General features: G+C 69.3%; 28 protein-coding genes. 10 read left to right on the forward strand and 18 right to left on the reverse strand.

The features are described 5' to 3' along the window. Nucleotides 1–4 precede the first annotated feature (4 nt). Together BEP68_RS15670 and BEP68_RS15675 are read right to left on the reverse strand one after the other, a co-directional pair. Complete coding sequence (locus tag BEP68_RS15670; RefSeq protein WP_187250531.1) at nt 5–1,639, reverse strand: TIGR04028 family ABC transporter substrate-binding protein; 1,635 nt, start codon at nt 1,637–1,639, stop codon at nt 5–7. A gap of 164 nt (nt 1,640–1,803) precedes the next feature. Beyond that, complete coding sequence (locus BEP68_RS15675) at nt 1,804–3,228, reverse strand: NtaA/DmoA family FMN-dependent monooxygenase (protein ID WP_187250532.1); 1,425 nt, start codon at nt 3,226–3,228, stop codon at nt 1,804–1,806. Nucleotides 3,229–3,568: 340 nt separating this feature from the next. Here BEP68_RS15675 and BEP68_RS15680 point away from each other — a divergent pair, with 340 nt between their 5' ends. Both BEP68_RS15680 and BEP68_RS15685 read left to right on the forward strand, forming a co-directional pair. Next, nucleotides 3,569–4,564, forward strand: a complete 996-nt coding sequence (locus BEP68_RS15680) for a Gfo/Idh/MocA family protein (RefSeq protein WP_056279965.1) — start codon at nt 3,569–3,571, stop codon at nt 4,562–4,564. Further along, complete coding sequence (locus BEP68_RS15685) at nt 4,557–5,567, forward strand: NYN domain-containing protein (protein ID WP_053097157.1); 1,011 nt, start codon at nt 4,557–4,559, stop codon at nt 5,565–5,567. The genes BEP68_RS15680 and BEP68_RS15685 overlap by 8 nt, the downstream gene beginning before the upstream one ends. Nucleotides 5,568–5,588: 21 nt before the next feature. Here BEP68_RS15685 and BEP68_RS15690 read toward each other — a convergent pair whose 3' ends face one another. From BEP68_RS15690 to BEP68_RS15725, 8 genes are all read right to left on the reverse strand, one after another. Then, a complete protein-coding gene (locus BEP68_RS15690; RefSeq protein ID WP_053097158.1) occupies nt 5,589–5,882 on the reverse strand; it encodes a Dabb family protein in 294 nt (97 codons plus the stop codon). Then, nucleotides 5,879–6,904, reverse strand: a complete 1,026-nt coding sequence (locus tag BEP68_RS15695; protein WP_187250533.1) for a sugar phosphate isomerase/epimerase family protein — start codon at nt 6,902–6,904, stop codon at nt 5,879–5,881. Before BEP68_RS15695 ends, BEP68_RS15690 begins: the two co-directional genes overlap by 4 nt. Before the next feature lie 27 nt (nt 6,905–6,931). Further along, complete coding sequence (locus tag BEP68_RS15700; RefSeq protein ID WP_187250534.1) at nt 6,932–7,783, reverse strand: sugar phosphate isomerase/epimerase family protein; 852 nt, start codon at nt 7,781–7,783, stop codon at nt 6,932–6,934. An 83-nt stretch (nt 7,784–7,866) separates the two neighbouring features. Continuing rightward, nucleotides 7,867–9,063, reverse strand: a complete 1,197-nt coding sequence (locus tag BEP68_RS15705; RefSeq protein ID WP_372984213.1) for a substrate-binding domain-containing protein — start codon at nt 9,061–9,063, stop codon at nt 7,867–7,869. A 14-nt stretch (nt 9,064–9,077) separates the two neighbouring features. Next, nucleotides 9,078–10,127 (reverse strand): ABC transporter permease, encoded by a 1,050-nt coding sequence (locus BEP68_RS15710; RefSeq protein WP_056279958.1) that lies wholly within the window; start codon nt 10,125–10,127, stop codon nt 9,078–9,080. After that, the gene (locus tag BEP68_RS15715; protein WP_187250535.1) at nt 10,124–11,206 is read right to left on the reverse strand and encodes an ABC transporter permease; all 1,083 of its coding nucleotides are present in this window, start codon (nt 11,204–11,206) and stop codon (nt 10,124–10,126) included. Before BEP68_RS15715 ends, BEP68_RS15710 begins: the two co-directional genes overlap by 4 nt. Next, nucleotides 11,203–12,711 carry a sugar ABC transporter ATP-binding protein gene (locus tag BEP68_RS15720; RefSeq protein WP_187250536.1) on the reverse strand — a complete coding sequence of 503 codons (1,509 nt, stop codon included), beginning with the start codon at nt 12,709–12,711 and terminating at the stop codon, nt 11,203–11,205. Before BEP68_RS15720 ends, BEP68_RS15715 begins: the two co-directional genes overlap by 4 nt. Next, nucleotides 12,708–13,817 carry a Gfo/Idh/MocA family protein gene (locus BEP68_RS15725; RefSeq protein WP_187250537.1) on the reverse strand — a complete coding sequence of 370 codons (1,110 nt, stop codon included), beginning with the start codon at nt 13,815–13,817 and terminating at the stop codon, nt 12,708–12,710. The genes BEP68_RS15720 and BEP68_RS15725 overlap by 4 nt, the downstream gene beginning before the upstream one ends. A 112-nt stretch (nt 13,818–13,929) precedes the next feature. On the opposite strand from BEP68_RS15725, the gene BEP68_RS15730 reads away from it, so the two are divergent. Beyond that, on the forward strand, nt 13,930–15,126 hold the full coding sequence (locus BEP68_RS15730) for an ROK family transcriptional regulator (RefSeq protein WP_187250538.1): 1,197 nt from the start codon (nt 13,930–13,932) through the stop codon (nt 15,124–15,126). Between the two features lie 29 nt (nt 15,127–15,155). Here the strand turns inward: BEP68_RS15730 and BEP68_RS15735 are convergent, their stop codons facing one another. Beyond that, nucleotides 15,156–16,295 (reverse strand): Gfo/Idh/MocA family protein, encoded by a 1,140-nt coding sequence (locus BEP68_RS15735; protein WP_053097175.1) that lies wholly within the window; start codon nt 16,293–16,295, stop codon nt 15,156–15,158. Next, the gene (locus BEP68_RS15740; RefSeq protein ID WP_187250539.1) at nt 16,295–17,101 is read right to left on the reverse strand and encodes a sugar phosphate isomerase/epimerase family protein; all 807 of its coding nucleotides are present in this window, start codon (nt 17,099–17,101) and stop codon (nt 16,295–16,297) included. The genes BEP68_RS15735 and BEP68_RS15740 overlap by 1 nt, the downstream gene beginning before the upstream one ends. A 109-nt stretch (nt 17,102–17,210) precedes the next feature. On the opposite strand from BEP68_RS15740, the gene BEP68_RS15745 reads away from it, so the two are divergent. Genes BEP68_RS15745 through BEP68_RS15755 form a run of 3 tightly spaced genes read left to right on the forward strand, consistent with a single transcriptional unit; the run spans nt 17,211 to nt 19,444 of the window. Further along, nucleotides 17,211–17,822: a TetR/AcrR family transcriptional regulator gene (locus BEP68_RS15745; protein WP_056279948.1), complete on the forward strand. Its 612-nt coding sequence runs from the start codon at nt 17,211–17,213 to the stop codon at nt 17,820–17,822. A 9-nt stretch (nt 17,823–17,831) separates the two neighbouring features. Further along, nucleotides 17,832–18,461: a DUF4166 domain-containing protein gene (locus tag BEP68_RS15750; protein WP_187250540.1), complete on the forward strand. Its 630-nt coding sequence runs from the start codon at nt 17,832–17,834 to the stop codon at nt 18,459–18,461. 8 nt (nt 18,462–18,469) lie between these two features. Continuing rightward, complete coding sequence (locus BEP68_RS15755; RefSeq protein WP_053099193.1) at nt 18,470–19,444, forward strand: epimerase; 975 nt, start codon at nt 18,470–18,472, stop codon at nt 19,442–19,444. On the opposite strand, the gene BEP68_RS15760 is transcribed toward BEP68_RS15755, so the two are convergent. Genes BEP68_RS15760 through BEP68_RS15770 form a run of 3 tightly spaced genes read right to left on the reverse strand, consistent with a single transcriptional unit; the run spans nt 19,441 to nt 21,035 of the window. Then, on the reverse strand, nt 19,441–19,839 hold the full coding sequence (locus BEP68_RS15760) for a PLDc N-terminal domain-containing protein (RefSeq protein WP_053097181.1): 399 nt from the start codon (nt 19,837–19,839) through the stop codon (nt 19,441–19,443). The genes BEP68_RS15755 and BEP68_RS15760 overlap by 4 nt on opposite strands. A gap of 38 nt (nt 19,840–19,877) precedes the next feature. Then, nucleotides 19,878–20,807 carry an aldo/keto reductase family oxidoreductase gene (locus BEP68_RS15765; RefSeq protein ID WP_187250541.1) on the reverse strand — a complete coding sequence of 310 codons (930 nt, stop codon included), beginning with the start codon at nt 20,805–20,807 and terminating at the stop codon, nt 19,878–19,880. Nucleotides 20,808–20,825: 18 nt separating this feature from the next. Next, entirely contained in the window at nt 20,826–21,035 is a 210-nt protein-coding gene (locus tag BEP68_RS15770) for a helix-turn-helix domain-containing protein (RefSeq protein ID WP_053097185.1), read from the reverse strand. A 94-nt stretch (nt 21,036–21,129) separates the two neighbouring features. On the opposite strand from BEP68_RS15770, the gene BEP68_RS15775 reads away from it, so the two are divergent. The 3 genes from BEP68_RS15775 to BEP68_RS15785 are packed head-to-tail and all read left to right on the forward strand — an operon-like array spanning nt 21,130 to nt 22,607. Continuing rightward, nucleotides 21,130–21,507: a helix-turn-helix domain-containing protein gene (locus BEP68_RS15775; RefSeq protein WP_232224461.1), complete on the forward strand. Its 378-nt coding sequence runs from the start codon at nt 21,130–21,132 to the stop codon at nt 21,505–21,507. Between the two features lie 22 nt (nt 21,508–21,529). After that, the gene (locus BEP68_RS15780) at nt 21,530–21,970 is read left to right on the forward strand and encodes an ImmA/IrrE family metallo-endopeptidase (protein WP_072591589.1); all 441 of its coding nucleotides are present in this window, start codon (nt 21,530–21,532) and stop codon (nt 21,968–21,970) included. 34 nt (nt 21,971–22,004) lie between these two features. Next, nucleotides 22,005–22,607: a GNAT family N-acetyltransferase gene (locus BEP68_RS15785; protein ID WP_053097187.1), complete on the forward strand. Its 603-nt coding sequence runs from the start codon at nt 22,005–22,007 to the stop codon at nt 22,605–22,607. Here the strand turns inward: BEP68_RS15785 and BEP68_RS15790 are convergent, their stop codons facing one another. Next, on the reverse strand, nt 22,608–22,811 hold the full coding sequence (locus BEP68_RS15790) for a hypothetical protein (protein ID WP_053097189.1): 204 nt from the start codon (nt 22,809–22,811) through the stop codon (nt 22,608–22,610). It abuts the gene before it with no gap. A 105-nt stretch (nt 22,812–22,916) separates the two neighbouring features. On the opposite strand from BEP68_RS15790, the gene BEP68_RS15795 reads away from it, so the two are divergent. Further along, the gene (locus tag BEP68_RS15795) at nt 22,917–23,528 is read left to right on the forward strand and encodes a flavodoxin family protein (protein WP_187250542.1); all 612 of its coding nucleotides are present in this window, start codon (nt 22,917–22,919) and stop codon (nt 23,526–23,528) included. 1 nt (nt 23,529) lies between these two features. Here the strand turns inward: BEP68_RS15795 and BEP68_RS15800 are convergent, their stop codons facing one another. Next, a complete protein-coding gene (locus BEP68_RS15800) occupies nt 23,530–23,862 on the reverse strand; it encodes a hypothetical protein (protein WP_053097194.1) in 333 nt (110 codons plus the stop codon). A 27-nt stretch (nt 23,863–23,889) separates the two neighbouring features. Further along, nucleotides 23,890–24,933, reverse strand: a complete 1,044-nt coding sequence (locus BEP68_RS15805) for a hypothetical protein (RefSeq protein ID WP_187250543.1) — start codon at nt 24,931–24,933, stop codon at nt 23,890–23,892. Nucleotides 24,934–24,957: the final 24 nt, after the last annotated feature.

Raw genomic sequence — 24,957 nt, forward strand, 5'->3', positions numbered from 1 at the left:
ATGCTCAGTGCTCGGCGAGCCAGACGCCCGAGAAGGTGGGGCGACCGACCGACTCGAAGTCCACGCCGTGCACGTAGGTGGCGGCGCCGTAGACCTGCGGCTCCTCGAACAGCGGGATGACGTAGGCCTGCTCGGCGATGTAGTCCTGCACGGCCTGCGAGGCCGCCGCTCGCTTCTCGGTGTCCGGCTCCGAGGCGACCGCCTCGAGCAGGGCGTCGAGCTCGGCGTCGTTCGAGATCAGCGCGTCACGGTTCTTCGTGTAGTACTGGCTCTTGATCACGTCGAAGTCGGCGCGGCCGACCATTGAGTGGTAGAAGCCCGTCTTGAGCGGGTCACGGGTGTCCTCGGCATACGACCCGGCATCCGCCGGCTTGACCGTGAGCTCCACACCGACCTTCGCGAGCTGCTGGGCGACGAGCTCGAGCGTCTGCTTCGACAGCGGCTGCGGTGCGGCCTCGTACACGGTGATCGCGAGGCGCTCGCCGTCCTTCTCGCGGATGCCGTCGGACCCGGCCGTCCAGCCCGACTCGTCGAGCAGCTTCTCGGCCTTGTCGGGGTCGTATGCGTAGTGCTCCGACTCGTCCTTGTATCCGAGCGCCTCCTGCGACAGCACCGAGGTCGCAACGGGGTAGTTCTCGGTGAACAGGGTGTCGACGACCTCCTGGGCGTCGACCGCGGCGACGAGCGCCTGACGCACCCTGATGTCGCTCAGCAGCGGGTTCTCGGGACGCAGCGAGATGGAGTTGTTCACGCCACGGGTCTGCGGTGCGTACAGCGTGAAGCCCGCGCTCTCGACCCGGTCCTCGTCGAAGGCCTGCACGTAGCGGACGTAGTCGGCCTGACCCGCGAGCAGCGATCCGATGCGCACGGAGTCCTCGGGGGTGACGAGCACGTGCACGGCGTCGACGTACGGACGGCCCTGGTTCTCGGCGCTCTCCGGCGCCCACGCGTAGTCCTCGCGGGCGGTGAGGGTGAACTCTGTGCCCAGCTTCTCGTCGGTGAGGGTGAAAGGCCCGGCGCCGATGATCTCCTCGGCGTTGCCCGCTCCGAAGTCCTCGATGGTGCCGTCGAGCGTCTCGGGCGAGAGCAGGCCGGAGTTGATGGTCGACGTCGCCTGCAGGAACCCGGGAGCCGGGGCCGAGAAGCGGAAGGTGACCGTGTCGTCGTCGACGACCTCGCTCGAGGCGTAGTTGTTGATCGCCTCGGAGACCGTGAGGCCGCGCTCGGGGTCGCCGAGGCCGTACGTGTCGAAGTTCTTCGCCACGGCCGCGGCGTCCAGCGGCGTCCCGTCCGAGAAGGTGACGTCGGGTCGCAGGTCGAACGTGTACTCGGTGGCGTCGTCGTTCACGGTCCAGGCCGAGGCGATCCACGGCTCGATCTCGAGCGAGTCGGGGTTCTGCCACGTCAGGCGCGCGGCGATGTTGTTGACCACGCCTCCGTTCGGGTAGAACCCGGCCTGCGGCGGGTAGAGGTTCGTGAAGGTCTGGTGCTCCAGATAGGTCAGCGTTCCCCCGGTGACGGGGTCGCCCGCGTCGGCGGAGGCGCCGCTCGGGGCCGGCGAGGACGCGCAGGCGGCGAGTCCCGCCGCGAGGACGAGCGGAAGCGCGACGGCGGCTGCGCGGATGAGACGGCGGTTCATGCGGGTCCTCCTGGACGGGATGCTGTGGTTCGGTGTGCGGGTGAACGTCACGCTAGGGACTCTCACGGTCGTGACGCGAATGGGGTCGTCATGTGCGGACCCGGCCTGTCACGAGGCGTCATGACGGGTCACCAGACGCAATCCGACGTAATGGATGACGCGGTTCAGCGGACGAGAAGCGATGATGCGGCACGCTGCTCGCTGCCGACCTCGACGCCGACGCCGACGCCGAGACGGTCCCGCAGCGGGGTGGGCGCTCCGTCGCTGCGACCGAGCAGGCCCCGTCGACGCAGTTCGGGCGCGGCGAGGCGGGTGAAGGCCTCGAACTGTGCGGGCTGGAACGCGGAGAGCACGTTGAACCCGTCGGCTGCACCCTGGTCGCGCCAGGTCTCGAAGTGGTCCGCGATCGTCGCGGCGTCGCCGACCACGAATGCGGCGGGCACGGCATGGGCCGCGACGAGGTGGCGCCAGGTCAGCGCCGTCTCGCCGTCATCCCCGACGCGGAGTCCGGCGATGAGTCGCAGGCGCTCGATCAGCGCCGCTCCTGCCTCCCCGAGGCGGGCGGCCTGATCGCGGGTCACGACCTCGTCGAAGCCGGCGGAACGCAGCGGGTCGTCGGCACCGACGCCCAGGGCGTCGGCCAGCGCGGCGACCGATCTGTTCGCGGGGAATGCCGTGCGGGACGACTGATGCCCCTCGTCGAGCGGGACGAGCGCGAGCAGCCGTTCGACGATGCGGTGAGCGTCGGCATCCGTCGGTGCGACCACAGGAAGCACGGGCGCGATCACCGCCAGCCCCTCGGGCGAGCGGCCTGATCGGAGCGCGATCTCGCGCAGCTGCCGCCGTGTGGCGATCGCATCGGCGATGTTCGGGGCGGCGATGAGCGCGAGATCGGCCTCGGTCGCGGCGAGCGCGCGCGACCGCGGCGAAGTGCCCGCGTGCACGAGAGGGATCCGCCCCTGCGGGGGGCGGGCCACGTTCAGCGGCCCCGAGACGCGCACGTGCTCGCCCCGGAGGTCCGCACCCCGGAGCCGGTCCGGGTCGATGAGCACGCCGCGTGCGGCATCCGCGATCCAGGCGTCCTCGCTCCACGAGTCCCACAGACGGCGCAGGGCGACGACGAACTCCTCGGCGCGGTCGTATCGGCTCTCGTTGTCGGCGTGCGCTTCGCGACCGTGGTTGCCCGCGGCTCGTGGCTCGGCTCCGGTGACGAGGTTGACGCCGGCGCGACCGCCCGTCAGCAGGTCGAGGGATGCGAGCGAGCGCGCCGTCGCATACGGATCGGCGTAGGTCGTGTTCACCGTCGCGATGAGGCCGATGCGAGAGGTGACCCCAGCGAGGTACAGCACGGCGCTCACCGGATCGATCCGCGCGAGCAGGTACGGGTCGCGGAATTCGAGGTCCGGCCCGGTGGCCAGCCAATCGCCGAAGAACAGGTAGTCGAGCCCCGCGTCCTCTCCCTCTCGCGCGATGCGACGGAGGATCTCGGCATCGGCCGAGGGGTCGCGATGCGCGCCCGGCTGACGCCAGCCGGAGGGATACGCGCCGAGAGTGCGCACCATGGCGCCGATGATGAGGGGTTCGGTCATGCACCCGAAAGTATGAGCGGGCTCGGGAGCCGGCCAATCGGCGAGGAAGCGCAGCGAAACGGAGCGCAACACGGCGACACATCCTCCCCGAGTGTCGGAGCCCGATCGGAGGATGAGACCATGACCACGACCTCCTCCCCCGCGCTCTGGGCACCGCGGTGCTGACCGCATGACCGAGTTCGCCACGAAGCGCCTGTCGGCCGGGCTGGAGGATCCGAGCGATCTGATCGCCGACCTCGACCGCGCGCTCGCGCTCGTCTGAACGGCATCCGTTCCGGCCGCCCCCGGATGCCCTGGTCTGAACACCCCGTGCTCAGCCTCCACCCCCTACGCTGAGATGATGACTGGTCTTCGTTGGGGAATCCTCGCGACCGGCGGCATCGCCGGCGCGTTCGCATCCGATCTGCGCACCGCCGGGCTCGATCTCGTGGCGGTCGGCTCGCGCTCGCAGGAATCGGCCGACGCCTTCGCCGCCCGCTTCGACATCCCGCGCGCGCATCCCTCGTACGAGGCGCTCGTCGCCGACCCCGAGGTCGACATCATCTACGTCTCGACCCCGCACCCGATGCATCATGAGAATGCCCGTCTCGCGCTCGAAGCCGGCAAGCACGTGCTGGTCGAGAAGGCGTTCACCCTCAACCACTCGGAGGCGGAGGACCTGCAGCGTCTGGCCGCCGACCGGGGTCTGCTCGCGATGGAGGCGATGTGGACGCGCTACCTGCCGCACATGGCCCGCATCCGCGAGATCATCGCCGCCGGGACCCTCGGTGAGATCCGCGCCGTGAGCGCCGACCACACCCAGCTGCTCCCCTCCGACCCCGAGCACCGCCTCAACGCCCTCGAGCTCGGCGGCGGTGCCCTCCTCGACCTCGGGATCTACCCGATCTCCTTCGTGTGGGACATCCTCGGCGCCCCGACCGGCATCCACGCCGTCGGGCGCCTGATCGAGACCGGAGCGGATGCCGAGGTCGCCACCGTCATGACCCACGACGGCGGAGCGATCTCGACGACGCTCTCGTCGTCGCGTGCCGCGGGCCCCAACGCGGCGAGCATCATCGGCACGACGGCGCGCATCGACCTCGACCGCGTCTGGTACACCCCCACCACGTTCCGCGTCGTGCAGCCGGACGGCACGGTCGTCGAGGAGTACGTGTCGGAGGTCGACGGTCGCGGCATGCAGTACCAGGCCCTCGCGGCCGAGCGCCTCGTGGGCGACGGCGTGCTCGAGGGCGACATCCTGCCGATCGCCGAGAGCGTCGCGATCATGGGCACCCTCGACGAGATCCGCGCGCAGATCGGCGTGCGCTACCCGCGCGAAGGAGTGAACCATGGCTGAGGCCACCGACGCCCGCGTCGCCGTCTACCTGGACTTCGACAACATCGTCATCTCCTGGTACGACCGTGTGCACGGACGGAACGCGTATGGCAAGGACCGCCAGCGGATCACCGAGAACCCGACCGATCCGGAGGTCACGGAGCGGCTGTCCCGCGCCATGATCGAGGTCGGCGCGATCATCGACTACGCGGCCTCCTTCGGCACGCTCGTGCTCACCCGGGCGTACGCCGACTGGTCGTCGCCCGTGAACGCGGTCTACCGGTCGCAGCTCGTGGCCCGCGCCGTCGACCTCGTGCAGCTGTTCCCGGCCGCCGCCTACGCGAAGAACGGCGCGGACATCCGCCTCGCCGTCGACGCGGTCGAGGACATGTTCCGTCTGCCCGACCTCACGCACGTCGTGATCGTCGCCGGAGACAGCGACTACGTCCCGCTCGCACAGCGCTGCAAGCGTCTGGGTCGCTACGTCATCGGCGTCGGCGTCGCGGGATCCACCGCGAAGTCCCTCGCCGCCGCGTGCGACGAGTTCGAGGCGTACGACTCGCTTCCCGGCGTCGTGCGCCCGAGCAAGACCGCGCCCGCGCCCGTCGTCACCGTTCCCGAGGTCGCCGTCGAGCCTGTGGCCGAGCCGGCCGCCGAGCCCGCCGCGAAGGCCAAATCGCGACCGCCGACGAAGGCCGCCAAGGCGAAGGCCGCCGCAGCGGCGGCGACCGCTGCGGCACCGTCGTCGTCCGCGAAGCTCGACGAGCACGGCGAGGGCACCGAGCAGGGCGAGGCGACGGAGCTGCTGCATCGCGCGCTGCGCCTCGGGCACGACAAGGCCGATGCCGACGAGTGGCTGCACAGCTCGGCGGTGAAGACGCACATGCGTCGCATGGACCCGTCGTTCAGCGAGAAGGCCCTCGGCTACCGCTCGTTCTCGGACTTCCTCAAGTCGCGCGAGAGCATCGCGGAGCTCGAGGAGACCGGCCACGAGCGCCTGGTGAAGCTGCGCGACTCGGTCTGATCCGCGCCGCCGGTCACGTCGTCACTCCTCGAAGTCATACTCCTGGAACGCCGCGACCTCGGGCACCCAGCGTTCCGAGACGAACGCGGTGTGCGCGGGGTGCGCGTCGTAGGAGCGGTACGCATCGCGGTCGCGGAACACCATCGAGAACTGATGCTCGAGGTCGCTCTTCGGGCTCACCTGGCGACGGATCGTGAAGTCCTCGACACCGGGGATCGACGTGAGCACCGCTCTGCCCGTCGCGAGGAACTCGCGCTCCTCGGGGCTGCCCGCCTCGTGCACGAGGCGGAAGACGACGGTGTGCTGGATGGTCATGCGGGATCTCCGGTCTGCTGGCTGCTGAAGGCGGCGTCGAACGCGGCGGTGGGCGCGGGCCAGAGCAGCGACCGCACGTAGGCGAGGGCCTCCGGCGCGCCGTGCAGGCGGTCCATTCCCGCGTCCTCCCATTCGATCGAGATGGGGCCGTCGTATCCGATCGCCTCGAGCGCGCGGAACGCGTCCTCCCAGGGCACGTCGCCGTGGCCGGTCGAGACGAAGTCCCACCCGCGTCGGGGGTCGCCCCACGGCAGATGCGATCCGAGCACGCCCGAACGCCCGTTGTGCGGTCGCATCCGGGTGTCCTTGCAGTCCACGTGGTAGATCCGGTCGGCGAAGTCGACGATGAACCCGACGGGATCGATGTTCTGCCACATCATGTGCGACGGGTCCCAGTTGAATCCGAACGCCCCGCGGTGGTCGATCGCCTCCAGCGCCCGCACGGACGACCAGTAGTCGTAGGCGATCTCACCGGGGTGCACTTCGTGCGCGAACCGCACGCCCTCGCCGTCGAACACGTCGAGGATCGGGTTCCAGCGCGCGGCGAAGTCCTCGAACCCGCCTTCGATGACGGATGCCGGTACCGGCGGGAACATCGCCACATAGGGCCAGATCGATGAGCCGGTGAATCCGACGACGGTGTCGACGTCGAGCTTGCGCGCGACCCGCGCCGCCCGCTTCATGTCGTCCGCCGCACGGGCGCGCACGCCCTCGGAGTCGCCGTCGCCCCACACGTAGTCGCGCAGGATCGCCTGGTGACGGAAGTCTATGGGGGCGTCGCACACCGCCTGGCCCGCGAGATGGTTCGAGATCGCGAAGATCTGCAGACCGTGCCGGTCGAGGATCTCGCGGCGCGAGGCGACGTAGGCGTCGTCCTCGTCGGCTCGCCGCAGGTCGAGATGGTCGCCGGATGCTGCGACCTCGAGGCCGTCGTATCCCCACTCGGCCGCCAGCCGGGCGACCTCCTCGAACGGCAGATCTGCCCACTGGCCGGTGAACAGGGTGACCGGGTGCGTGGTCATGGACACTCCTTCGTATCGCGTGACGGGTCAGGTGCCGAGCGCTCTCAGCGCCTGGATGCTGCGGGCGGCGAGCGCGTCCTGGCTCGCCGCGAGTGGTCGCCAGACGGATGCGGCGACGGCTATCGTCGCGTTCTCGCCCGTGAAGCTCTCCAGCCCGAGCGGCCCTCGATAGTCCGCATCGTCGAGGGCCCGGAGGATCTCCGGCCAGTCCGTGTGGTCGTCGCCCACGGCGCCCCGATCGCTGCCGCACACCTGCACGTGCGCGATCGCCGAGCCCGCCGCGCGGATGGCCTCCGCGGGCTTCTTCTCCTCGATGTTCAGGTGGTAGGTGTCGAGCGCGAGCCCGACGCCTGCGCCGAGCAGCGGTGCGAGCGCGTCGAGGCTCTGCTCGACCGTGTTGAGCACGCTCGTCTCGTAGCGGTTGAGCGGTTCGACGGCCAGGGTGATCCCGGCGGAGGCGGCCTCGGCCGCGACCGGCTCGAGGTTCGTGCGCAGCTCGCGCACCACTCGCGAACGGTCCTCGACGGACATCCGCCAGGTAGCCCCGGTGGGTGCGTAGAAGGGACCGGCGACCACCGCGGAGCCGAGCGTCGCGGCCGCCGCGATGCACGAGCGCAGGTAGTCCTGTGTGGCCCCGACATCACCGGCCTGCGCGAGCAGCGAGCGCCGCGGGCCCATGGCCCCGACGACGATCGAAGCGAGGCCGAAGTCGTCGAGCACGTCGCGGGCTCGCGACGGATCCCAGTCCCCGACGCTCTCGAGCGGAAGCTCGAGCGCCTGATACCCCATCCCCGCCGCCTTCCGCGCGAGCGGCTCGAGAGTCGCGTCGGTCAGTGGAGACGTCCACACCCACGTGTTGACGGCGATCGTGCGAGGCATCCTGCTCCTTCGGGGATGACGCGAGTGCTCCCACCCTCCCATCCGCGAGGCGCAGAGGGGAAGGGTGGGAGCATCACCGCGGGTTACGGGATCTGGCGTTCCTGCCAGACGGTCGGGTAACCGGGAAGGTTCTCCCCGCCGAACTTCGCGTAGTGCCCGTCCGGCATTCCCTCGTTGGCGGCGAGGTAGTCGTCGAGCTCTGCTTCGGTGATCGGCTTCTGCGGGAGCACCCACTCCTTCGGAACCTCTTCGCCGGCGAAGATCATCTGCGCGGCGAGCAGCGGCGTGCGCCACTGGAAGTTCGAGTACACCGGGGCGAGGCCCGTGAGACCCGTGTCCTTCCACTTGCGGAGGAAGCTCATCTCGTCCTCGCCGGTCATCACCGGGTAGTCGGCGCCGGCATCCTCGAAGGCTTCGATCGCGGCGACAGCGCCGTCACCGGCATCCATCCAGATTCCCTGCACGTCGCCCTTGGCGAGCTCGTCGCTGATGATGCTCTTGATCTCCGCGGGGTCGGCGCCCGTGAAGTAGTCCACGGCCTCGATCCCCGCCTCGTCGAAGAGCTTCTCCGCAGCGGCCCACCGGTGCTCGAGCACGTCGACTCCGGGGAGGATGCGCAGCGCCACGACCTTGTCGCCCTCTTCGAGGTTGTCGATGAGGAACTCGGCCGTGTCGATGCCCCACGCGAATCCGCCGATCGGGTGGATGAACGTGACCGGGCAGTCGGTGTCGACGCCGCGGTCGAACACGATCACCGGCTTGCCGGTCTCGCATGCGCGCTCGACGGCCGGCGTCATCGCCGCGGTGCTGTTGGGCGAGATGAGGAAGACGTCGCAGCCGCCCTCGGAGATGAAGTAGTCGATGTCGGCGATCTGCGTGTCATCCGAGTCCTGCGCGTCGCGGGTCTCCATCTCGCTGATCGCACCGGCCTCCTGCAGTGACTTGAGCTGCTCGTTCATCGTGATCCAGCCCGTCTGCCGCCACGGGTTCGAGATCGAGGCGTTCGCGAAGCAGGCCTTCTTGGGCCCCTCGCTGGCGAACTCCGACGTGTCGACCATCTCGGCGTTGATGTGCTGGAGATACGGCTCGGTCGCCGGCCCCTGGGGCTCGACACCCCGCTCCTCCATCTGCTTGTCGAACAGCTCCTGGTCGAACCATTCGGTGGTCTCGGTCGACTCCTCCGGGTTCTCCGACTCCGCCGGCGCCACGGACGGGTCTGTCGTACACCCGGCGAGCGCGATGAGGCCGAAGAGAGCCACCCCTGCGGTGGCGATCTTCATCGATCGTCGCATTGCTAATCTCCTCTGGTTTCTGTGTGGATGGTGCTGGTTGTTACGGGTTCTGAGGTCTCTGTGAGCGGAACGTCCGGAGACGACTGCGGGCCTCGCCGGCGCCGTGCCCGGAAGGCGACCGCGGAGTACGCCACTGCGGCGATGATGATCACGCCCTGCACGGCGTCTCGCAGCGTCGAAGGGACCCCCGCGATGTTCAGCAGCATGAAGAGGGCCTCGAGCGCGAAGGCTCCCGCCGCCGCCGCGACGATCCATCCCCGGCCTCCGCCGAGCACGACCCCGCCGAGGACGACGGCGGTGATGGCGACGAACTCGTAGCCGCGGCCGACCGAGGGATGCACCCCGGCGTACCCGACGAGCAGCACGGCGGAGAGCGTGGCCGAGAGCGACGAGATCACGAACGCCCGTGTCGTCACCCAGGCGCTGCGCGCCCCGGCGAAGTCGACCGCGGTCGAGTTGTCGCCGACCGCGATGAGGAGCTTGCCGAGCGGGCGCTTGGTGATCCAGATGCCCAGCGCGAGCCACCCGATCAGGATGAACACCGCCCAGGGGATGAACTCGAGCACCGGCACGTCACGGATGCCGCCACGGCCGATCTCGCGGAAGCTGTCAGCCGGGTTGCCCGTGGCCGCTCCCCCGGTCCACCACATGACGCCGCCGAGAAGGGCGAGCATCATGCCCAGCGTGACGATGAAGGAGGGCACCTTGAGCAGCGTGGTGATGACGCCGTTCACGAGTCCGACGACCACCCCGAAGACGATCATGAGCAGCAGCACGGGCACGGTGCGGGAGTCGTCCTGCCCGACGAGGTTGCCGGCGACGATCACCTGCGCGGTGATCAGCGAGCCCTGCGACAGGTCGAACTCGCCCGCGATGATGACGAAGTACTGGCCGATCGCGACGATGGCGATCGGTGCGACGCGCTGGATGAACCTCATGAACTGCCCCGGCTCCGCGAAGCTCGGGTTGAGGATCATGACCGCGACGAGCAGGATCACCAGCAGCAGGAACACCGCGCCCCGAGGGCTCACGAGTGTGCGCAGAGCGTTCACGACCGGCCTCCTTCCGGAACGGTGCTCGTATCGGCGAGTTCGGATGCTGCGGCCGCCATCTCGGACTCGGCCGCCTTGGCGGCGTCGTCTCCCCCGGTTCTCGTGCCGCCGGCGCCGAAGCGCGGACGGCGACTGACGATCGACCGACGACTGTAGACGGCCACCGCGGCGACGATCACCACGCCGCGGACGACGTCCTTCAGGAACGGGTTGACCTGCATGACGCTCATCACGTTGTCGACGACCGCGAGGATGGCGACGCCACCGATGGCACCCCAGATCGAACCGCGTCCGCCGAGCAGCAGGGTGCCTCCGAGCACGACGGCTGCGATCGACAGCAGCGCGTAGCCGCCCTGCTGGCCGACCGTGGGACTGCCGACGCCGAGACGGCTGGCGAGCAGCAGGCCGGCGAGGCCCGCGAAGACGGAGCACAGCACGTGCGCGGCGATCAGCGGCGGGCGGGTGCGCACCCCCGACAGGCGCGCGATCTCGGGGTCGCCGCCGACCGCATACAGGTGGGCGCCGGTGCGCGTGCGGTTCAGCAGCAGCCAGACGACGACGGCGAGCGCGATCATGATGATCGTCGACACCGGCACGGGCCCGACTCCGGTGGCGCCGATGAGCTGGAACTCCCACGGCACGCTGCCCGCCGAGCCCTCGAAGTTGGTGTTCAGGATCCCCTGCAGGATCAGCCCCACGCCGAGCGTCGCGATGAACCCGTTGACCTTCAGCACGGTGACGATGAGTCCGTTGACCAGACCGATCCCGGCGCAGACGAGCAGAGTGATCGAGACCGCGGCCGGGATGTTCCCGGGGTTGCCGTTCATGATCGTCGCCGCCAGGAGGCTCGACAGACTCACGACATAGGTCACCGACAGGTCGAGCGACGCGCCCAGCACCACGAGGGTCTGCCCGATCGCGACGAGCCCGAGGACGCTCATGCCGGTGAGGATGTCACGGATGTTGCCGGGGCTGAAGAAGTTGCGACCGACGGTGCCGACGAGGATGGCGCCGACGATGAGCGTCAGGATGAGGATCCCGAGCACGATGACGGTCGAGTCGATCCGAAGTCTCTTCATCGTGCACCCCCGTCGACCGTCGCGCCCGTGGCTGCGCCGAGGATCTCGTGCTCCGCGGAACCCGCCGGCAGCTCGGCGACCAGCTCGCCGTCGTGCATCACGAGGATCCGATCGCTCATGCCGATCACCTCCGGCAGCTCGCTCGACACCATCAGCACCGCCTTGCCCTGCGCCGCGAGGTCGCGCATGAGCTGGTACACCGCGTACTTCGCACCGACGTCGATGCCGCGGGTCGGCTCGTCGAAGAGCACGATCTGCGGCCGTGTGAGCAGCCACTTGGCGAGCACGACCTTCTGCTGGTTGCCGCCCGAGAGGAAGCGCACCTCCTGGTCGAGACCGCGGGAGCTGATCTCCAGCGAGCTGAGCACCCCGGGCACCTCTCGACGGGACGAGGCGGTGCGAGCGGTGAAGACGCTGCGGATCACGAGCAGGGTGTTGTCGAGCACCGACTGCCCGAGCGCCAGTCCCTGGGCCTTGCGATCCTCCGAGACGAGGGCGAGTCCCGCGCGCACCGCCGCCCTGGCGCTCGTGATGCGCGTGGATGAGCCGTCGACCCGCATCGAGCCCCGCACGAACGGGTCGATGCCGAAGATCCCCTCGACCAGTTCGGTGCGTCCGGACCCCTGGAGCCCGGCGATCCCGACGATCTCCCCGGCGCGGAGGGTGAGCGAGACGCCGTCGACGAAGGCGTTGCCGCAGCCGTCGAGCTCGAGCCGCGGCTCGCCGACGACGGTGCCGGCCACGGCATCCGGGTAGTACGACTGGATGGATCGGCCGACCATTCGGCGCACGAGTTCGTCGGTCGTCAGGGCGCTCGTCTCATCGGTCGAGACCAGAGCGCCGTCTTTGAGGATCGTGATGCGGTCGCACAGGTCGAAGATCTCCTTGAGCCGGTGCGAGACGTAGATCACCGCCACCCCGCGAGACGTGAGCCGGCGGATGATCGCGTACAGCAGCTCGACCTCGCGGTCGCTCAGCGCGGCGGTGGGCTCGTCCATCGAGATGACCTGCGCCTCGAACGACAGCGCCTTGACGATCTCGACGATCTGCTGCTCGGCGACGGTCAGCGAACCGACCCGGGCCTGCGGGTCGATGAACGAGACGCCGAGGTCGGCGAGGAGCTCGCCGGTGCGGCGGATCATCGCCTTCTGATCGACGAAGCCGCCGCGTCGGGGCTCACGTCCGAGATACACGTTCTGCGCGACCGTGCGCTCGGGCAGCAGCGTGAACTCCTGGAAGACGGTCACGATGCCGTCATCCATCGCCTGCCGCGGGTGCGCGTGCCGCACCTCCGCGCCGCGGTAGCGCACCACGCCGTCGTCGGCGGGCTGCACCCCGGCGATGATCTTCATGAGCGTGGACTTGCCCGCGCCGTTCTCGCCGACGAGTCCGTGCACCTCCCCGGGACGCACATCGAAGTCGATGCCCTTCAGCACCTCCACTCCGAAGAACGACTTGCGGATGCCCGAGACCTCGAGCACCGGCTGTGTGATCGTCGCGGTCATGCCGCCACCTCCGTCCATCGTCCGTCCGCGGCCGCCGAGGCGAGGACCGCCTCGGTGAGCACCGCCGAGCGGACACCGTCCTCGAACGTGGGCAGCCCGTCGGGGGTCGCGCCGCCGATCGCCGCATACACGTCGGCGATGAAGCCGTTGAACGCGTCCTGATAGCCCATTGCATGCCCCGAGGGCACCCGCTGCAGACGAGCCGAGTCGGGCGATGCGGTGGAGGGGTCCCGCAGGAGCAGCCGGGACTCCTCTCTCATGCCGATCCACAGCTCCTCCGGGCGCTCCTGCTCGAAGCGCAGGGTCTGCCTGGTCCCGTGGAGTTCGAGAGTCAGGGCGTTCTTGCGTCCGGCGGCCATCTGCGAGACGAGCAGGGTGCCCAGGGCACCGGACTCGGTCTCGACGAGGATCGCGACGATGTCCTCCGTGTCGACCGCCCGTCCGGCTCGCTCGGCGAACACCCGGCGGGTGCGGGCGCTCAGCGACCGGATCCGCTGGCCCGTCACGAACTCGATGAGGTCGCAGAGGTGCGAGCCGATGTCGGCGAACGCCCGGGATGCCCCGCCGGATGCCGACCGCACCCGCCAGTCATCGTCCGTGGAGAGGAGCATCCAGTCCTGCAGATACGAGCAGTCGAGGGTGAGGAGCTCCCCGATGCCGCCCAGGGCGACGCGGGCCCGCGCCTCCCGCACCATCGGGTGGTAGCGGTAGACGAAGGGAACCGCGGTGACGCGGCCGAGAGATCCGGCGACCCGTGCGAGTTCACGGGCGTCCGCCGCGTTCGTGGCGAGGGGCTTCTCGCAGATGACATGCTTGCCGGATTCGAGTGCGCGCAGCGCAAGGCCGGCGTGCGTGGCGTTGGGGGTGCAGATGTGGACGACGTCGATGTCATCGGACGCGAGGAGAGCGGCGGCATCGGCCTCAGCGCGCCCGGCACCGAGTTCGCCTGCGGCCTGACGCCCGCCCGCGACGGAGCCGGTGGCGACGGCGCGGAACTCGCCTCCCGCGTCCCTGGCCGCAGTGCGATGCACGCGAGCCATGAATCCCCCGCCGAGGATGCCGACTCGGATCGTCCCGAGACCGGTGTCTGTGACATCCGTTGTCATGGCGGTGAGTCTGACACGGCTCCTCGACTTTTGCTAGGTATTCGTCAAAAGTTCTTTGTAACGAATCGGAAGTCGACCGAGCGATGGCGCAAGTCTGTGGTTTACTGACGCAATGGTCGACGCACTCCGCACCGCCGCGGCAGCGAATCCCGGGGCGGGCGAGATCTTCCAGATCCTTCGCGACGGCACCGCCCGCACCAAAGCCGAGCTCGCGACCATCACGGGTCTCGCGCGGTCGACCGTCGCGCTGCGGGTCGATGCCCTGCTCGCCGCCGACCTCCTGCGACCGGCAGGCGAAGCGGTCTCGACGGGCGGCCGACCGCCTGCGCGACTCGCCTTCAACTCCCGTGCCGGAGTCGTGCTCGCCGTCGACCTCGGTGCCACTCACGCCACCAGTGCCGTCGCCGATCTCGCCGGCGTGATCCTCGACTCGCGCACCCGCACGATCGACATCGGCGACGGGCCCGAGAGCCTCCTCGATCTGATCCTCGACGATGCGGGCGCTCTCCTCGAGGCCTCCCGCGCTGCCGGCATCCCGCTGCTCGGGGTGGGCATCGGCGTGCCGGGTCCCGTCGAGCATTCGACCGGGCGACCGACCAACCCGCCGATCATGCCCGGCTGGGACCGCTTCGACATCCCCGCCTACGTGCAGCGCACGTTCGACGTGCCGGTGCTCGTCGACAACGACGTGAACATCCTCGCGCTCGGCGAGCACGCCACCACGTGGCCGCACGTCGACGACCTCGTGTTCGTCAAGGTCTCGACCGGCATCGGGTCCGGCATCATCGCCGGCGGACAGCTGCAGCGCGGCGCGCAGGGATCGGCCGGCGATCTGGGGCACGTCCAGGTGCCGAGCGGCGCAGGCTCGACGAGGGAGCCCGGCGACGAGCGCGACCTCGAAGCGCTCGCGAGCGGGTCGGCGCTGGCCGCAGCTCTGCGGGAGGCCGGGCTTGCGGCGCACAGTCCCGCAGATGTGGTCGACCTCGTCCGCTCGGGCAATGCCGCTGCGATCGAGGCGACCCGTCAGGCCGGCCGAGATGTCGGCGAGGTGCTCGCGACCGTCGTCAATCTGCTCAACCCGTCGATCATCGTGCTGGGCGGCAGCATCGCCCGCGCCGGCGAGCACCTTCTCGCCGGGGTGCGCGAGGTCGTCTATCGACGATCCATCCCCCTGGCGACCCAGCACCTCGCCATCGTGCAGTCGCAGGCGGGTGACCGGGCCGCCGTGCTGGGCGCCGCGATCATGGTCGCCCGCGAGGTGCTCTCACCCGCGAACGTCGACCGCTATGTGGCGACGAAGGCGCGCTGACCGCACCGCCGCCGCCACACCGGCTGACCTCAGAGAGTCGCCTCGAAGGGATCGAAGTCGGCATCCAGCGAGCCCACCTCGTCGATCGTGCTCTCGACCTGCACGAAGCTGCGCGATTCGGCGGCCTCTTCGATCGACAGCAGCGTGTCGAGCACGTGATAGCCGAATTCCCCCGTGGCGACATGCGTCCGGCCGGCGGCGATCGACCGCGCCATGTCCAGCAGACCGACGCCGCGTCCCGAGAGCACGCCCTCCTGCTCGACGTCGACGACGTCCTGCACGGTCGGCTCCGGCGGCACGAACACGCGGGACAGCGGTCGCGTGATCGTGATCGGTCCGCCGAACGTGTTGGGGTCGGGGATCACGATCGTGCCCTCGGTGCCCGTGATCTCGACGATGCCCTGGCGCAGCAGAGGCGAGTCGGTGCTGTAGAGGCTCTGCGCCTGTCCGCCCTGCTCGAAGTCCATCAGCACGCTCAGCGTCGACGGGATCTCGACCGGGAACTCCTGTCCGGCGAGCTCTCCCACCTGCACCGTGCGCGTCGGAGCACCCTGGAGTCCGAGGGCTGCGACGGCCGCCACCGGACCGAACACGTGCACGAGCGCCGAGACGTAGTACGGCCCCATGTCGAGCAGCGGACCCGCACCCTTGGCATACAGGAACGCGGGGTTCGGATGGAAGATCTCCGGCCCCTGCCACTGGAACGTGGTCTGGGCGAAGAGGGGACGACCGATGTCGCCGCGGGCGATCGCGCGCTTCGCGGTCTGCACGCCGGGTCCGAGCACGGTGTCGGGGGCGACGCCGACACGGAGACCGGCGGCCTCCGCCCTCTGCAGCAGGCGCTGCGACTCGTCGCGGCTGACGCCGATCGGCTTCTCCGTCCACACGTGCTTGCCGGCGGCGAGGATCGCCTCCGACACCTCGACGTGCACGGCGGGGATCGTCAGGTTCACGACGATGTCGATCTCGGGGTCGTTCAGCACGAGCTCGACACCGCCCGCGCGCGGAACGCCGTACTTCTCGGCCTGCGCCTTCGCGCGGTCCTCGAGCAGATCGCCGACGGCGATCACGCGCACGTCGGGGAAGGTCGTGAGGTTCGACAGGTACTGGTCGCTGATGTTGCCCGCGCCGATGATCCCGACGCCGACGGGTCCGTTGCCGATCGCCATCAGCCGGCGACCTTCTCGTCGAGGTAGACGCGGCTGCGCTCGACCGCATCCCAGAGGTCGCCGTCGAAGTGGTCGAACTCGACGATCGCGAGCTCGAGAGCGGGGGCGGCCGCGATGGCCTCGATGAGCGGCACGGTGCCCTCGCCGGCTGCCACCTGATCGGCGGGCGGGTAGGCGCTCAGGAGCGCGGGATCGAACGTGCCGTCCTTGGCATGCACCGCGATCACGCGGTCCCCGAGGCGCTGCAGCAGGGCGACCGGGTCGACCCCGCCGCGTGCGACCCAGTAGAGGTCGACCTCGAGCACGACACGCTCGTCGAGCAGGCCGGCGAGCACCTCGAGCCCGGTGACGCCGTCGAAGACGGCCTCGAGCTCATGGGCGTGGTTGTGGTAGCCGACGCGCACGTCGACGGTCGCGCCGACGGCGGCCGCCTCGTTGAGCAGGCGCGCGGTCTCCTCGATCTGCTCGATCGACTCCCAGCGCGCGGGCTCCGTGTAGGGGTCGATGACGGTGCCCATGCCGAGCACCTTCGCCGCGGCGAACACCTCGGCGGGCGACGGCACCGGAAGAGTGGTTCCGCTGCCGTCCGGGTTGACGAACGACTCGGAGGCGAGGAACGCGTGGCCGGAGGGAGCGGTCAGGCCCGCCGCAGACAGGGCGTCGGCGAGCGGCTGAGCCCGGCGCACGAAGTCGTAGGGCTCGACGGCGGTGAAGCCTCTGGCGGCCACCTCTTTCAGCGAGCCTTCGAGGTCGGTCTCGAGCTGATCCTTGATCGTGAACAGCTGGATGGAAGTCTGAATCGCCACGGGGTCTCCTTCGGTCGTCGGTGACGTGCGGGCTGCCTTCACCCGTCTGTCCGAGCACGCTATCACCAAATACCTCCGCGCGGAAGTTTTCAATCTGTAGACTCGCCTCATGAGTCAGGATCAGGATCGCCCGCGGCAGCGCGGTGCCTACGCGAAGGGCATCGCCCGTCGCCAGGAAATCCTCGATCGCGCCATCGAGGTCTTCGCCGCACGCGGAGCCGACCGCACGAGCCTCCGCTCCATCGCCAGTGCCGTCGGCGTCACTCACGCGGCCCTCACCCACTACTTCGGGTCGCTGGAGGAGCTGCTCGTCGCGGTCTACCAGGAGAGCACGGCGCCCGGTCGCCAGCAGCCCGACGCCCTCCCGGCCGAGGCGACCCCGGTCGAGCGGATGATCGAGTCCGCGCGCACCAACCGCGAGGTCCCCGGGCTCGTCCAGCTCTACTCCATGCTCGTCGCGACCGCACTCGAAGAAGGGCACCCGGCTGCCCGCGAGTTCGCGACGACGCGCTTCGCGCGGTTGCGCACGGACATGGCCGCGCTCGTGCGAGAACAGCAGGACACGGGTCTCATACGCGAGGACGTCGATGCCGAGGCCGTCGCCGCCCTGGTCGTGGCCGCCTCCGACGGCCTGCAGACGCAGTGGCTCCTCGACGACACCGCGCCGCAGCATGAGGCACTCGCTCTGCTCGATCGACTGCTGCGTCCGACCTCTCGCTAGGGTGAGGGTGTGACAGCACCCGGCACTGATCGACGGTCGCCCTACGAGCGCGCGCTCGGCGAGCGCATCTCGGAACTCCACCCGAAGACCGCCTGGTACTTCCGCACCATCCCCGACGGGCATGTCGGAGTCGGCACGGGCGTGTTCACGAGCGCGGGCTCGCGCCATCGCTGGTTGTGGCCGGTGTTCCGCATCGCGGAATCCCTCGGAGTCGCGTTCGCCGGATGGGAACACGACGTCCCGTTCCGCATCGAGAACCGCACGGTCGCGGCCGAGGCGCTGGCAGTCAGGCACTTCGATCTCCCAGGACGCACCTGGGTCATGCCCGACGTCGTCTCCCTCGGCGCGAACCGCATCCTCCGCAACGAGATCGGCCCCCGTCGCACGGTCGTCACGACCTTCGACATCGACGTGCGTGACGGTGCCGTCGTGCTGACCATCCGCCGGGTCGGGATGCGGTTCGGGCGGCTGCGCATCACCGCTCCGCGCTTCCTGAGTCCGCGCATCGGTCTCGTCGAGCGCTGGGACGAACAGCGCGAGCGGCACCACGTGAACATGACCATCGACGCCCCGCTGCTCGGCCGCGTCTACGAGTACACGGGATTCTTCGAGTACGCGATCGAGAGCGAGACCCCGTGACGGATCCGATGCCCCGCTCCGCAGGACCCGTCGTGATCGGCGGATCGACCGGCTTCATGGGGCAGTACCTGATCCCCCGTCTGCGGTCAGCGGGGCGGGAGGTGATCACCGTCTCGCGATCCGGCGCCGACATCTCCTGGGGAGACCAAGCGGCGATCGATCGGGCCGTCGACGGTGCGTCGCTCGTGATCGGCCTGGCGGGCAAGAGCGTGAACTGCCGCTATACGCCCGAGAACCGCGCCGCGATCTTCCGCTCGCGGCTCGACACGACCTCGTCGCTGAGCTCCGCCATCGCGAAGGCCGCGAATCCTCCCCCACTGTGGGTCAACTCCTCGACGGCGACCATCTACCGTCATGCCGAAGAGCGTCCGATGACCGAGTCGTCGGGCGAGATCGGCACGGGGTTCTCCGTCGAGGTGGCCAAGGCGTGGGAGCGCGCGCTGTTCGCGGACGACCTCCCCCGGACGCGGCGGGTGGCCCTGCGCAGTGCGATCGTGCTCGGCCACGGCGGCGTGCTCGGCCCGCTGAAGAACCTGGCACGACTCGGCCTCGGAGGGGCGCAGCACGACGGGCGCTGGCCGATCAGCCGCGCACGCCGCGCCGCGGGCACGGGCCACCGCCCCGGCGCACGCCGCGGACGACAGCGGTTCAGCTGGGTGCACGTCGAGGACGTCGCCCGCATCATCGATTTCCTCGAGGTCACGCCGACCCTCGACGGGCCCGTGAACGCCGCATCTCCGAATCCGACCGACAACGCCGACTTCATGGCCACCGTGCGGCGGTTGCTGGAGGTGCGCGTCGGTCCGCCGATGCCTCGGTGGATGCTCGAGCTCGGCGCCATCGGCATCCGCACCGAGACCGAGCTGATCCTCAAGAGCCGGTGGGTCATCCCCGAGAAGCTGACGCTCGCCGGGTTCGAGTTCGCGTATCCCCACCTCGAAGACGCCCTGCGGGAGTCCTTCGATCTCGAGCGCGTCGGCTAGCTCGACGTGTCCGCGGCCCCGCTCGACGACGCGTCGCCCTCGTCTCGCCGGCGCTTCTCGATCTCCTGACGCAGCCGCCACTCCTCGATCTCACGATCGAGATCCGCGATCTGCTGCTCCGTGCTGCGAGCGTCGACCGGCGGGGCCTGGCGTGGCTCGGGTCGGCGGGTCGCGGGGCGCGCAGCCGGCCGCATCCGGGGCAGCCGCAGACCCGCCTCCGAGTACTCCCTGCCGATCGCGAACCACAGCAGACCGCCGATCAGCGGCAGGAGGATCACGATGATGATCCACGCCATCTTCGGCAGGAATCTCACCTGCGCGTCGTCTCGGCGGATGATGTCGACCAGCGCGCCGATCATCAGCGCGATGACGAGGAGCGAGAACAGGAACGGCATGTGTTCAGGGTAGACGACGCCCGCGTCTCGCGCGCCTGCTACGGGAGCAGGTGACCCGCCGCGCGGAAGAGCTCGTACCACTCGGCGCGCGTGAGCTCGATGTCGGCGCCGGCAGCGGCATCCTGCACCCGCTGCGGGGTCGTGGTTCCGAGCACGACCTGCATCTTCGCGGGGTGACGCGTGATCCACGCCGTCGCGATCGCGATCGGTGCGACCGCGTACGACGCAGCCAGCCGATCGATCACGGCGTTGAGCTCGGCATACTCGGGGTTGCCGAGGAACACCCCCGTGAAGAAGCCGCCCTGGAAGGGCGACCATGCCTGGATCGTGATGCCGTTGATGCGGCAGTACTCGACGATGCCTCCGCCGTCGCGGACGATGCTCTGGTCCTCGCCTGCCATGTTCGCGGCGACCGGCTGCGCGAGGATCGGCGCGTGCGTGATCGACAGCTGCAGCTGATTGGCGACCAGGGGCTGAGTGACCGCGGTGCGCAGGAGGTCGATCTGCCGCGGCGTGTGGTTCGAGACGCCGAACGAGCGGACCTTGCCTGCGGCCTCGAGCTCGTCGAACGCCCTGGCGACCTCCTCGGGCTCGACCAGCGCGTCGGGGCGGTGCAGCAGGAGAACGTCGATGTGGTCTGTGCGAAGCGCCGCGAGCGACCCCTCGACCTGGCGGACGATGTGCTCGTATGAGAAGTCGAACGTGCCCTCGGCTGGGTGGATGCCGCACTTGGTCTGCAGCACGATCTCGTCGCGCTCGGCGGCCGTGAGGTCCAGCGCATCGGCGAAGCGGCTTTCGCAGAAGTGCATGCTGCCGCCGTAGATGTCGGCATGATCGAAGAAGTCGATGCCGGCATTGCGGGCGGTGTCGTACAGTTCGCGGATCTGCGCATCATCCTTGTCATCGATGCGCATCATTCCGGCGACGACGGCGGGGGCTGTGGCGGATCCGAAGGGGATGGTCTTCATACCCCCACGCTAGTGCGGTCAGGGCGTGAGCCGTGCGACCGATATGTCGAGCGCCTGCGCGATGTCGGCCAGATCGGCCACGGTGAAGTCGGCCTCACCCGCGAGCTTCCTGCGGAGCGCTGCGCGGGCGATTCCCGCTCGATCGGAGAGCCAGGGTGTGTCCCGACCCCCGCGACGCAGTTCTTCTTCGATCGCATTCGCCACCGCACGTCGCACATCTGTCGTCATTCATAGACAGTATCGCCGCATACGGGGTGCGACAAGCGTTCAGCGCACCAGTATGACGGCATCCTGGCTTCATGCCGGTGCTATCGTGACTCACGTGAAGACACCGGGCGAGCAGTTCAATGCGGCGGTAGGCCGCCAGCTCCGCGCCGAGATCGCCGCCGCCGGAAGCAGCATCGCCGCGATGGCGCGCGAGGTCGGCATCGCGAGGAGCGCTCTCGACAACTACGTCACGGGCAAGCGCTCGATCCCGGTTCCCATCCTGTACGCGGTCAGCGCGGCCCTCGACATCGCACCGCACGTGGTGATCACGCGTGCCGAAGAGCGGCTCCGTTCCGAGGGCTTCCGCGGCGGCGCCACGATCACCGCCCTGCACCCCCGCACCGATGTCCGTGGTCGACGCCAGGATGAATCCGAAGTCGCGTTCGAGTCCCCTCTCGCGCACGCTGACGACACCGACGATCTCTACGACTGACGACCACCCGGCGAGGAGGATCATGGAGGCCCTCCTTCGCCTGCTCGAAGAGAACGGGCTGCACCTCATCGAACGTCGAGGTCGGCGCCCCGGCGGCTACGAACCGCACACCGCGACCATCCGGGTCACCCCCGGTCTCAGCGCGAGGGCCACATCCAGCGTGATCGCGCACGAGCTCGGGCACGCGATGCTCGGTCACACCCCCACCGCGGATTCGTCGATCCGCGCGCGACAGGAGCGCCGAGCAGATGAGTGGGCGGCCCGACTGCTGATCGACGCCGACGCGTACGCCGAGGCCGAGAGAGCGCGAGGCACCCACCCCGCCAGCCTCGCCTTCGAGCTGGGAGTGACCGTCGAGCTCGTGACCGCCTATCGACGGCTGCTGCGTCGCGTCGGGGACACCACGTACGTCGGCGCGAGGATGGGGCGGGGCCAATGGGAGCATCGCGTCCCGATCGCGTGACATGACGCCGGCGCGGCGCTGATTGAATGGCTGCATGACCTTCCGCACCGCTCCGGCCCCGATCACCCTCACCGGCCGCCTCGTCGAACTCCGACCTCTGGAGACGTCTCATCACGACGGCCTCCTCGATGCGCTGCTCGAGGGTGAGCTGTGGAAGCAGGCGTGGTACACCTCGGTGCCCTCCCCCGACGGGCTCGCCGCCGAGATCGACCGTCGCATCGGCCTGATCGAGACCGGTGGGATGATCCCGTTCACCGCGTTCGACGCCGAAGGACGGATCCTCGGCCTCACGTCCTATTACGACCTGGAGGCCGACGTCCCCCGGCTGCACATCGGCTACACCTGGAATCGCCCGTCGGCCCACGGCACCGGCACCAACGCCGAGTCGAAGCTGCTGCTGCTCCGGCACGCGTTCGAGGACCTCGGCGTGTTCCGTGTGGGCCTGACGACGCAGTGGGTCAACTTCCAGTCGCGGGCGGCGATCGAACGTCTGGGAGCGAAGCAGGACGGTGTCATGCGCGCGATGAGCCGATACCGCAACGGCGCGCTGCGCGACAGCGTCGAGTTCTCGATCATCGAGCCCGAGTGGCCCGCGGTGAAGGCCAACCTCGAGGCGAGGCTGGCCAGACGCGCCTGACTACTCGGTGGCGTTGCCCGACCAGTTGTCCTTGCGACGGGTGGCCGAGCCGCTGGCGCGCATCACGAACGCGAGCGACAGACTCACGATGAGCAGGCCGGCGATGAAGACGATCGCCTGGAAGTCCTCGAGCGACTGCGCGAGCCCCATGAGCCAGATGCCTCCGAGGAAGAGGATCATGAAGAAGATGAAGCTGAGGATCACGGGATCTCCTGTCGTAGCGGCCGTCATCCAGGATACCGCCTAGCGCACACGCGGCAGCGACGGAACCCCCTGGGCGATCGCCCGCGAGAGTGATTGCGTGCAGGGATGAGCACACGACTGACTGCCCTCGCCATCTCCTGCACCCTCAAGCCGTCTCCCGCGGAATCGAGCAGCGACCTCCTGGGGTCCCAGATCCTGCAAGCTCTCGCGGAGCACGGAGTCGCCGGCCAGCTGGTGCGCGCCGTCGATCACTCGATCAGTCCCGGCGTCGAGACCGACATGGGCGAAGGCGATGAATGGCCGACTCTGCGCGAGCAGGTGCTGGCGGCCGACATCCTCGTGTTCCTGACCCCCACCTGGATGGGCCAGCACTCGAGTGTCGCGCAGCGGGTGCTGGAACGCCTCGACGCCGAACTGAGCGAGACCGACGATGCGGGTCGACCGATCCTGTTCGACAAGGTCGCGATCGCCGGAATCGTCGGCAACGAGGATGGAGCCCACCACATCGCCGCGATCCTGTTCCAGGCGCTGAACGACGTCGGGTACTCGCTGCCCGCCCAGTCGTCGATCTACTGGAACGGCGAGGCGATGCAGACCGTCGACTACAAGGATCTCTCCACGACCCCTGAGAAGGTCGCGCAGGCCACGGCGACGGCAGTGCGCAATGCCGTGCACCTGGCCCGCAGTCTCCAGGCAGACGGATACCCCGCGGAGTAGTTCAGGACTTCGGCGCGCTCCCGCTGTCAGCCTTCGGCTGCACGTAGTCGTCGATCACGAGCTCGCCCGTCGCGTTGAGAGCGCGCATCATCTCTTCGATGCGCGCCTTCTCGATGTTGTGCGGGTCCGGAGAGGTGAAGAGGAACTGCAGCGGGATCGCCGGGTGCATCCAGACGGTGAGACGGCCGGGGTCGCCGCCTTCGCGAGGATGCCAGGTCATCATGAAGCTCTCCTGGCGACGGAGCTTCGTGCCGACGATGACCTTCAGATGAGCGAGCGTCTCGTCGTCGATGAGGATCGGCTCCGAAGTGCCGTCATATCGCAGTCTTCCCATGAAGGAAACCGTACCCCGACGCGCGTGTCATCGTGTACTCGCGTGCGCGCTCTGGCGCGGCGAGAACGTCACAACCTCATCACGGCGCGAACGCTCCACGTCGAGCCCTGCGAGCTCGAGTCGTCGGAAGACCCGACGCGGAAGCGCGGGCAGTTCGGCCGTGCGGCCCGACGGCGGCTTCGCGAGCCCGGTGATCAGCGAGAGATCGACGCCCGCGCCGCGCACCTCGATGCGGGCGTAGTCCGATCGCGTCCGCCAGACGAGGTGCTGCAGCTGCCGGAAGGGGATGCGGTGGGTCGCGTTTCCGGCGCGGATGCGCAGATCGTCATCGCCGAACGCGACGCTGCAGGACAGCGTCCGTCGCCTCAGCACGGCGCGGAGCGTCAGATAGACCGGCAGTCCGACGACCGCGCCCGTGAGGATGATCGCGAGGCGGGCGCCCATGTGCATCACCGCGTCGTCGAATGCGATGAGCAGCACGGTGCCCGCGGTGCCGACGACGAGGACCACCGCCACGATGGCGACCGTCAGCGCCCGCATGCGCAGGTCGAGGGCGGAGAACTGGACGTGGGATCCGTCGCCGTTCTCGTCACGCTCCCATTCGGGTGCGACAGGAGGCGGGCGCCTGAGGGCATCACGCCGTCCGATGCGGTCTGTGACGCGCGACAGAAGGCCCAGCCAGATCCATCCCGCGGCGGGACCGGCGGCGATCTGCAGCACGACGATGACCGCCCGCACGGGTTCGGGCAGGCCGGCGAGCAGCTCGCTCCCGGCGTCGATCACGACGATCATCACAGCCGTCAGCACCACGGCGACACCCAGGTGCACGGCGACGCCGGCGCGCACCGGGCGCATGTCCATCGTCGCGTTGACGAAGGAGAAGGCGATGCTCCAGCCGCCGAGCAGCATGAGCAGGAACGGGAAGAAGCTCAGGTCGTCGCCCGCGATCGTCCACACCGTCGCGGCCACCAGCAGGAGCACTCCCCCCGCGAGCGGAGCCCGCACGAGCCGGCGGCCGATCTCGCGTCGCAGCCTCCGCTCCGAGGTCGTCGTGGGCGCCGTGTCGGTCATCGCCCCCATCCTAGAGCGAGGGCG

The sequence above is a fragment of the Microbacterium sp. 4-7 genome, from assembly GCF_014332665.1.
Lineage (GTDB): Bacteria > Actinomycetota > Actinomycetes > Actinomycetales > Microbacteriaceae > Microbacterium.

What these genes read in the sequence shown, in the direction of transcription:
- BEP68_RS15680 (WP_056279965.1), top strand. Translation starts at nt 3,569, where the DNA reads ATGACTGGTCTTCGTTGGGGAATCCTCGCGACCGGCGGCATCGCCGGC.
- BEP68_RS15690 (WP_053097158.1), bottom strand. Translation starts at nt 5,882, where the DNA reads ATGACCATCCAGCACACCGTCGTCTTCCGCCTCGTGCACGAGGCGGGC.
- BEP68_RS15805 (WP_187250543.1), bottom strand. Translation starts at nt 24,933, where the DNA reads ATGACCGACACGGCGCCCACGACGACCTCGGAGCGGAGGCTGCGACGC.
- BEP68_RS15765 (WP_187250541.1), bottom strand. Translation starts at nt 20,807, where the DNA reads ATGAAGACCATCCCCTTCGGATCCGCCACAGCCCCCGCCGTCGTCGCC.
- BEP68_RS15760 (WP_053097181.1), bottom strand. Translation starts at nt 19,839, where the DNA reads ATGCCGTTCCTGTTCTCGCTCCTCGTCATCGCGCTGATGATCGGCGCG.
- BEP68_RS15715 (WP_187250535.1), bottom strand. Translation starts at nt 11,206, where the DNA reads ATGAAGAGACTTCGGATCGACTCGACCGTCATCGTGCTCGGGATCCTC.
- BEP68_RS15670 (WP_187250531.1), bottom strand. Translation starts at nt 1,639, where the DNA reads ATGAACCGCCGTCTCATCCGCGCAGCCGCCGTCGCGCTTCCGCTCGTC.
- BEP68_RS15755 (WP_053099193.1), top strand. Translation starts at nt 18,470, where the DNA reads ATGCCCCGCTCCGCAGGACCCGTCGTGATCGGCGGATCGACCGGCTTC.
- BEP68_RS15780 (WP_072591589.1), top strand. Translation starts at nt 21,530, where the DNA reads ATGGAGGCCCTCCTTCGCCTGCTCGAAGAGAACGGGCTGCACCTCATC.
- BEP68_RS15720 (WP_187250536.1), bottom strand. Translation starts at nt 12,711, where the DNA reads ATGACCGCGACGATCACACAGCCGGTGCTCGAGGTCTCGGGCATCCGC.
- BEP68_RS15785 (WP_053097187.1), top strand. Translation starts at nt 22,005, where the DNA reads ATGACCTTCCGCACCGCTCCGGCCCCGATCACCCTCACCGGCCGCCTC.
- BEP68_RS15795 (WP_187250542.1), top strand. Translation starts at nt 22,917, where the DNA reads ATGAGCACACGACTGACTGCCCTCGCCATCTCCTGCACCCTCAAGCCG.
- BEP68_RS15695 (WP_187250533.1), bottom strand. Translation starts at nt 6,904, where the DNA reads ATGACCACGCACCCGGTCACCCTGTTCACCGGCCAGTGGGCAGATCTG.
- BEP68_RS15685 (WP_053097157.1), top strand. Translation starts at nt 4,557, where the DNA reads ATGGCTGAGGCCACCGACGCCCGCGTCGCCGTCTACCTGGACTTCGAC.
- BEP68_RS15770 (WP_053097185.1), bottom strand. Translation starts at nt 21,035, where the DNA reads ATGACGACAGATGTGCGACGTGCGGTGGCGAATGCGATCGAAGAAGAA.
- BEP68_RS15735 (WP_053097175.1), bottom strand. Translation starts at nt 16,295, where the DNA reads ATGGCGATCGGCAACGGACCCGTCGGCGTCGGGATCATCGGCGCGGGC.
- BEP68_RS15725 (WP_187250537.1), bottom strand. Translation starts at nt 13,817, where the DNA reads ATGACAACGGATGTCACAGACACCGGTCTCGGGACGATCCGAGTCGGC.
- BEP68_RS15700 (WP_187250534.1), bottom strand. Translation starts at nt 7,783, where the DNA reads ATGCCTCGCACGATCGCCGTCAACACGTGGGTGTGGACGTCTCCACTG.
- BEP68_RS15745 (WP_056279948.1), top strand. Translation starts at nt 17,211, where the DNA reads ATGAGTCAGGATCAGGATCGCCCGCGGCAGCGCGGTGCCTACGCGAAG.
- BEP68_RS15800 (WP_053097194.1), bottom strand. Translation starts at nt 23,862, where the DNA reads ATGGGAAGACTGCGATATGACGGCACTTCGGAGCCGATCCTCATCGAC.
- BEP68_RS15675 (WP_187250532.1), bottom strand. Translation starts at nt 3,228, where the DNA reads ATGACCGAACCCCTCATCATCGGCGCCATGGTGCGCACTCTCGGCGCG.
- BEP68_RS15705 (WP_372984213.1), bottom strand. Translation starts at nt 9,063, where the DNA reads ATGAAGATCGCCACCGCAGGGGTGGCTCTCTTCGGCCTCATCGCGCTC.
- BEP68_RS15730 (WP_187250538.1), top strand. Translation starts at nt 13,930, where the DNA reads ATGGTCGACGCACTCCGCACCGCCGCGGCAGCGAATCCCGGGGCGGGC.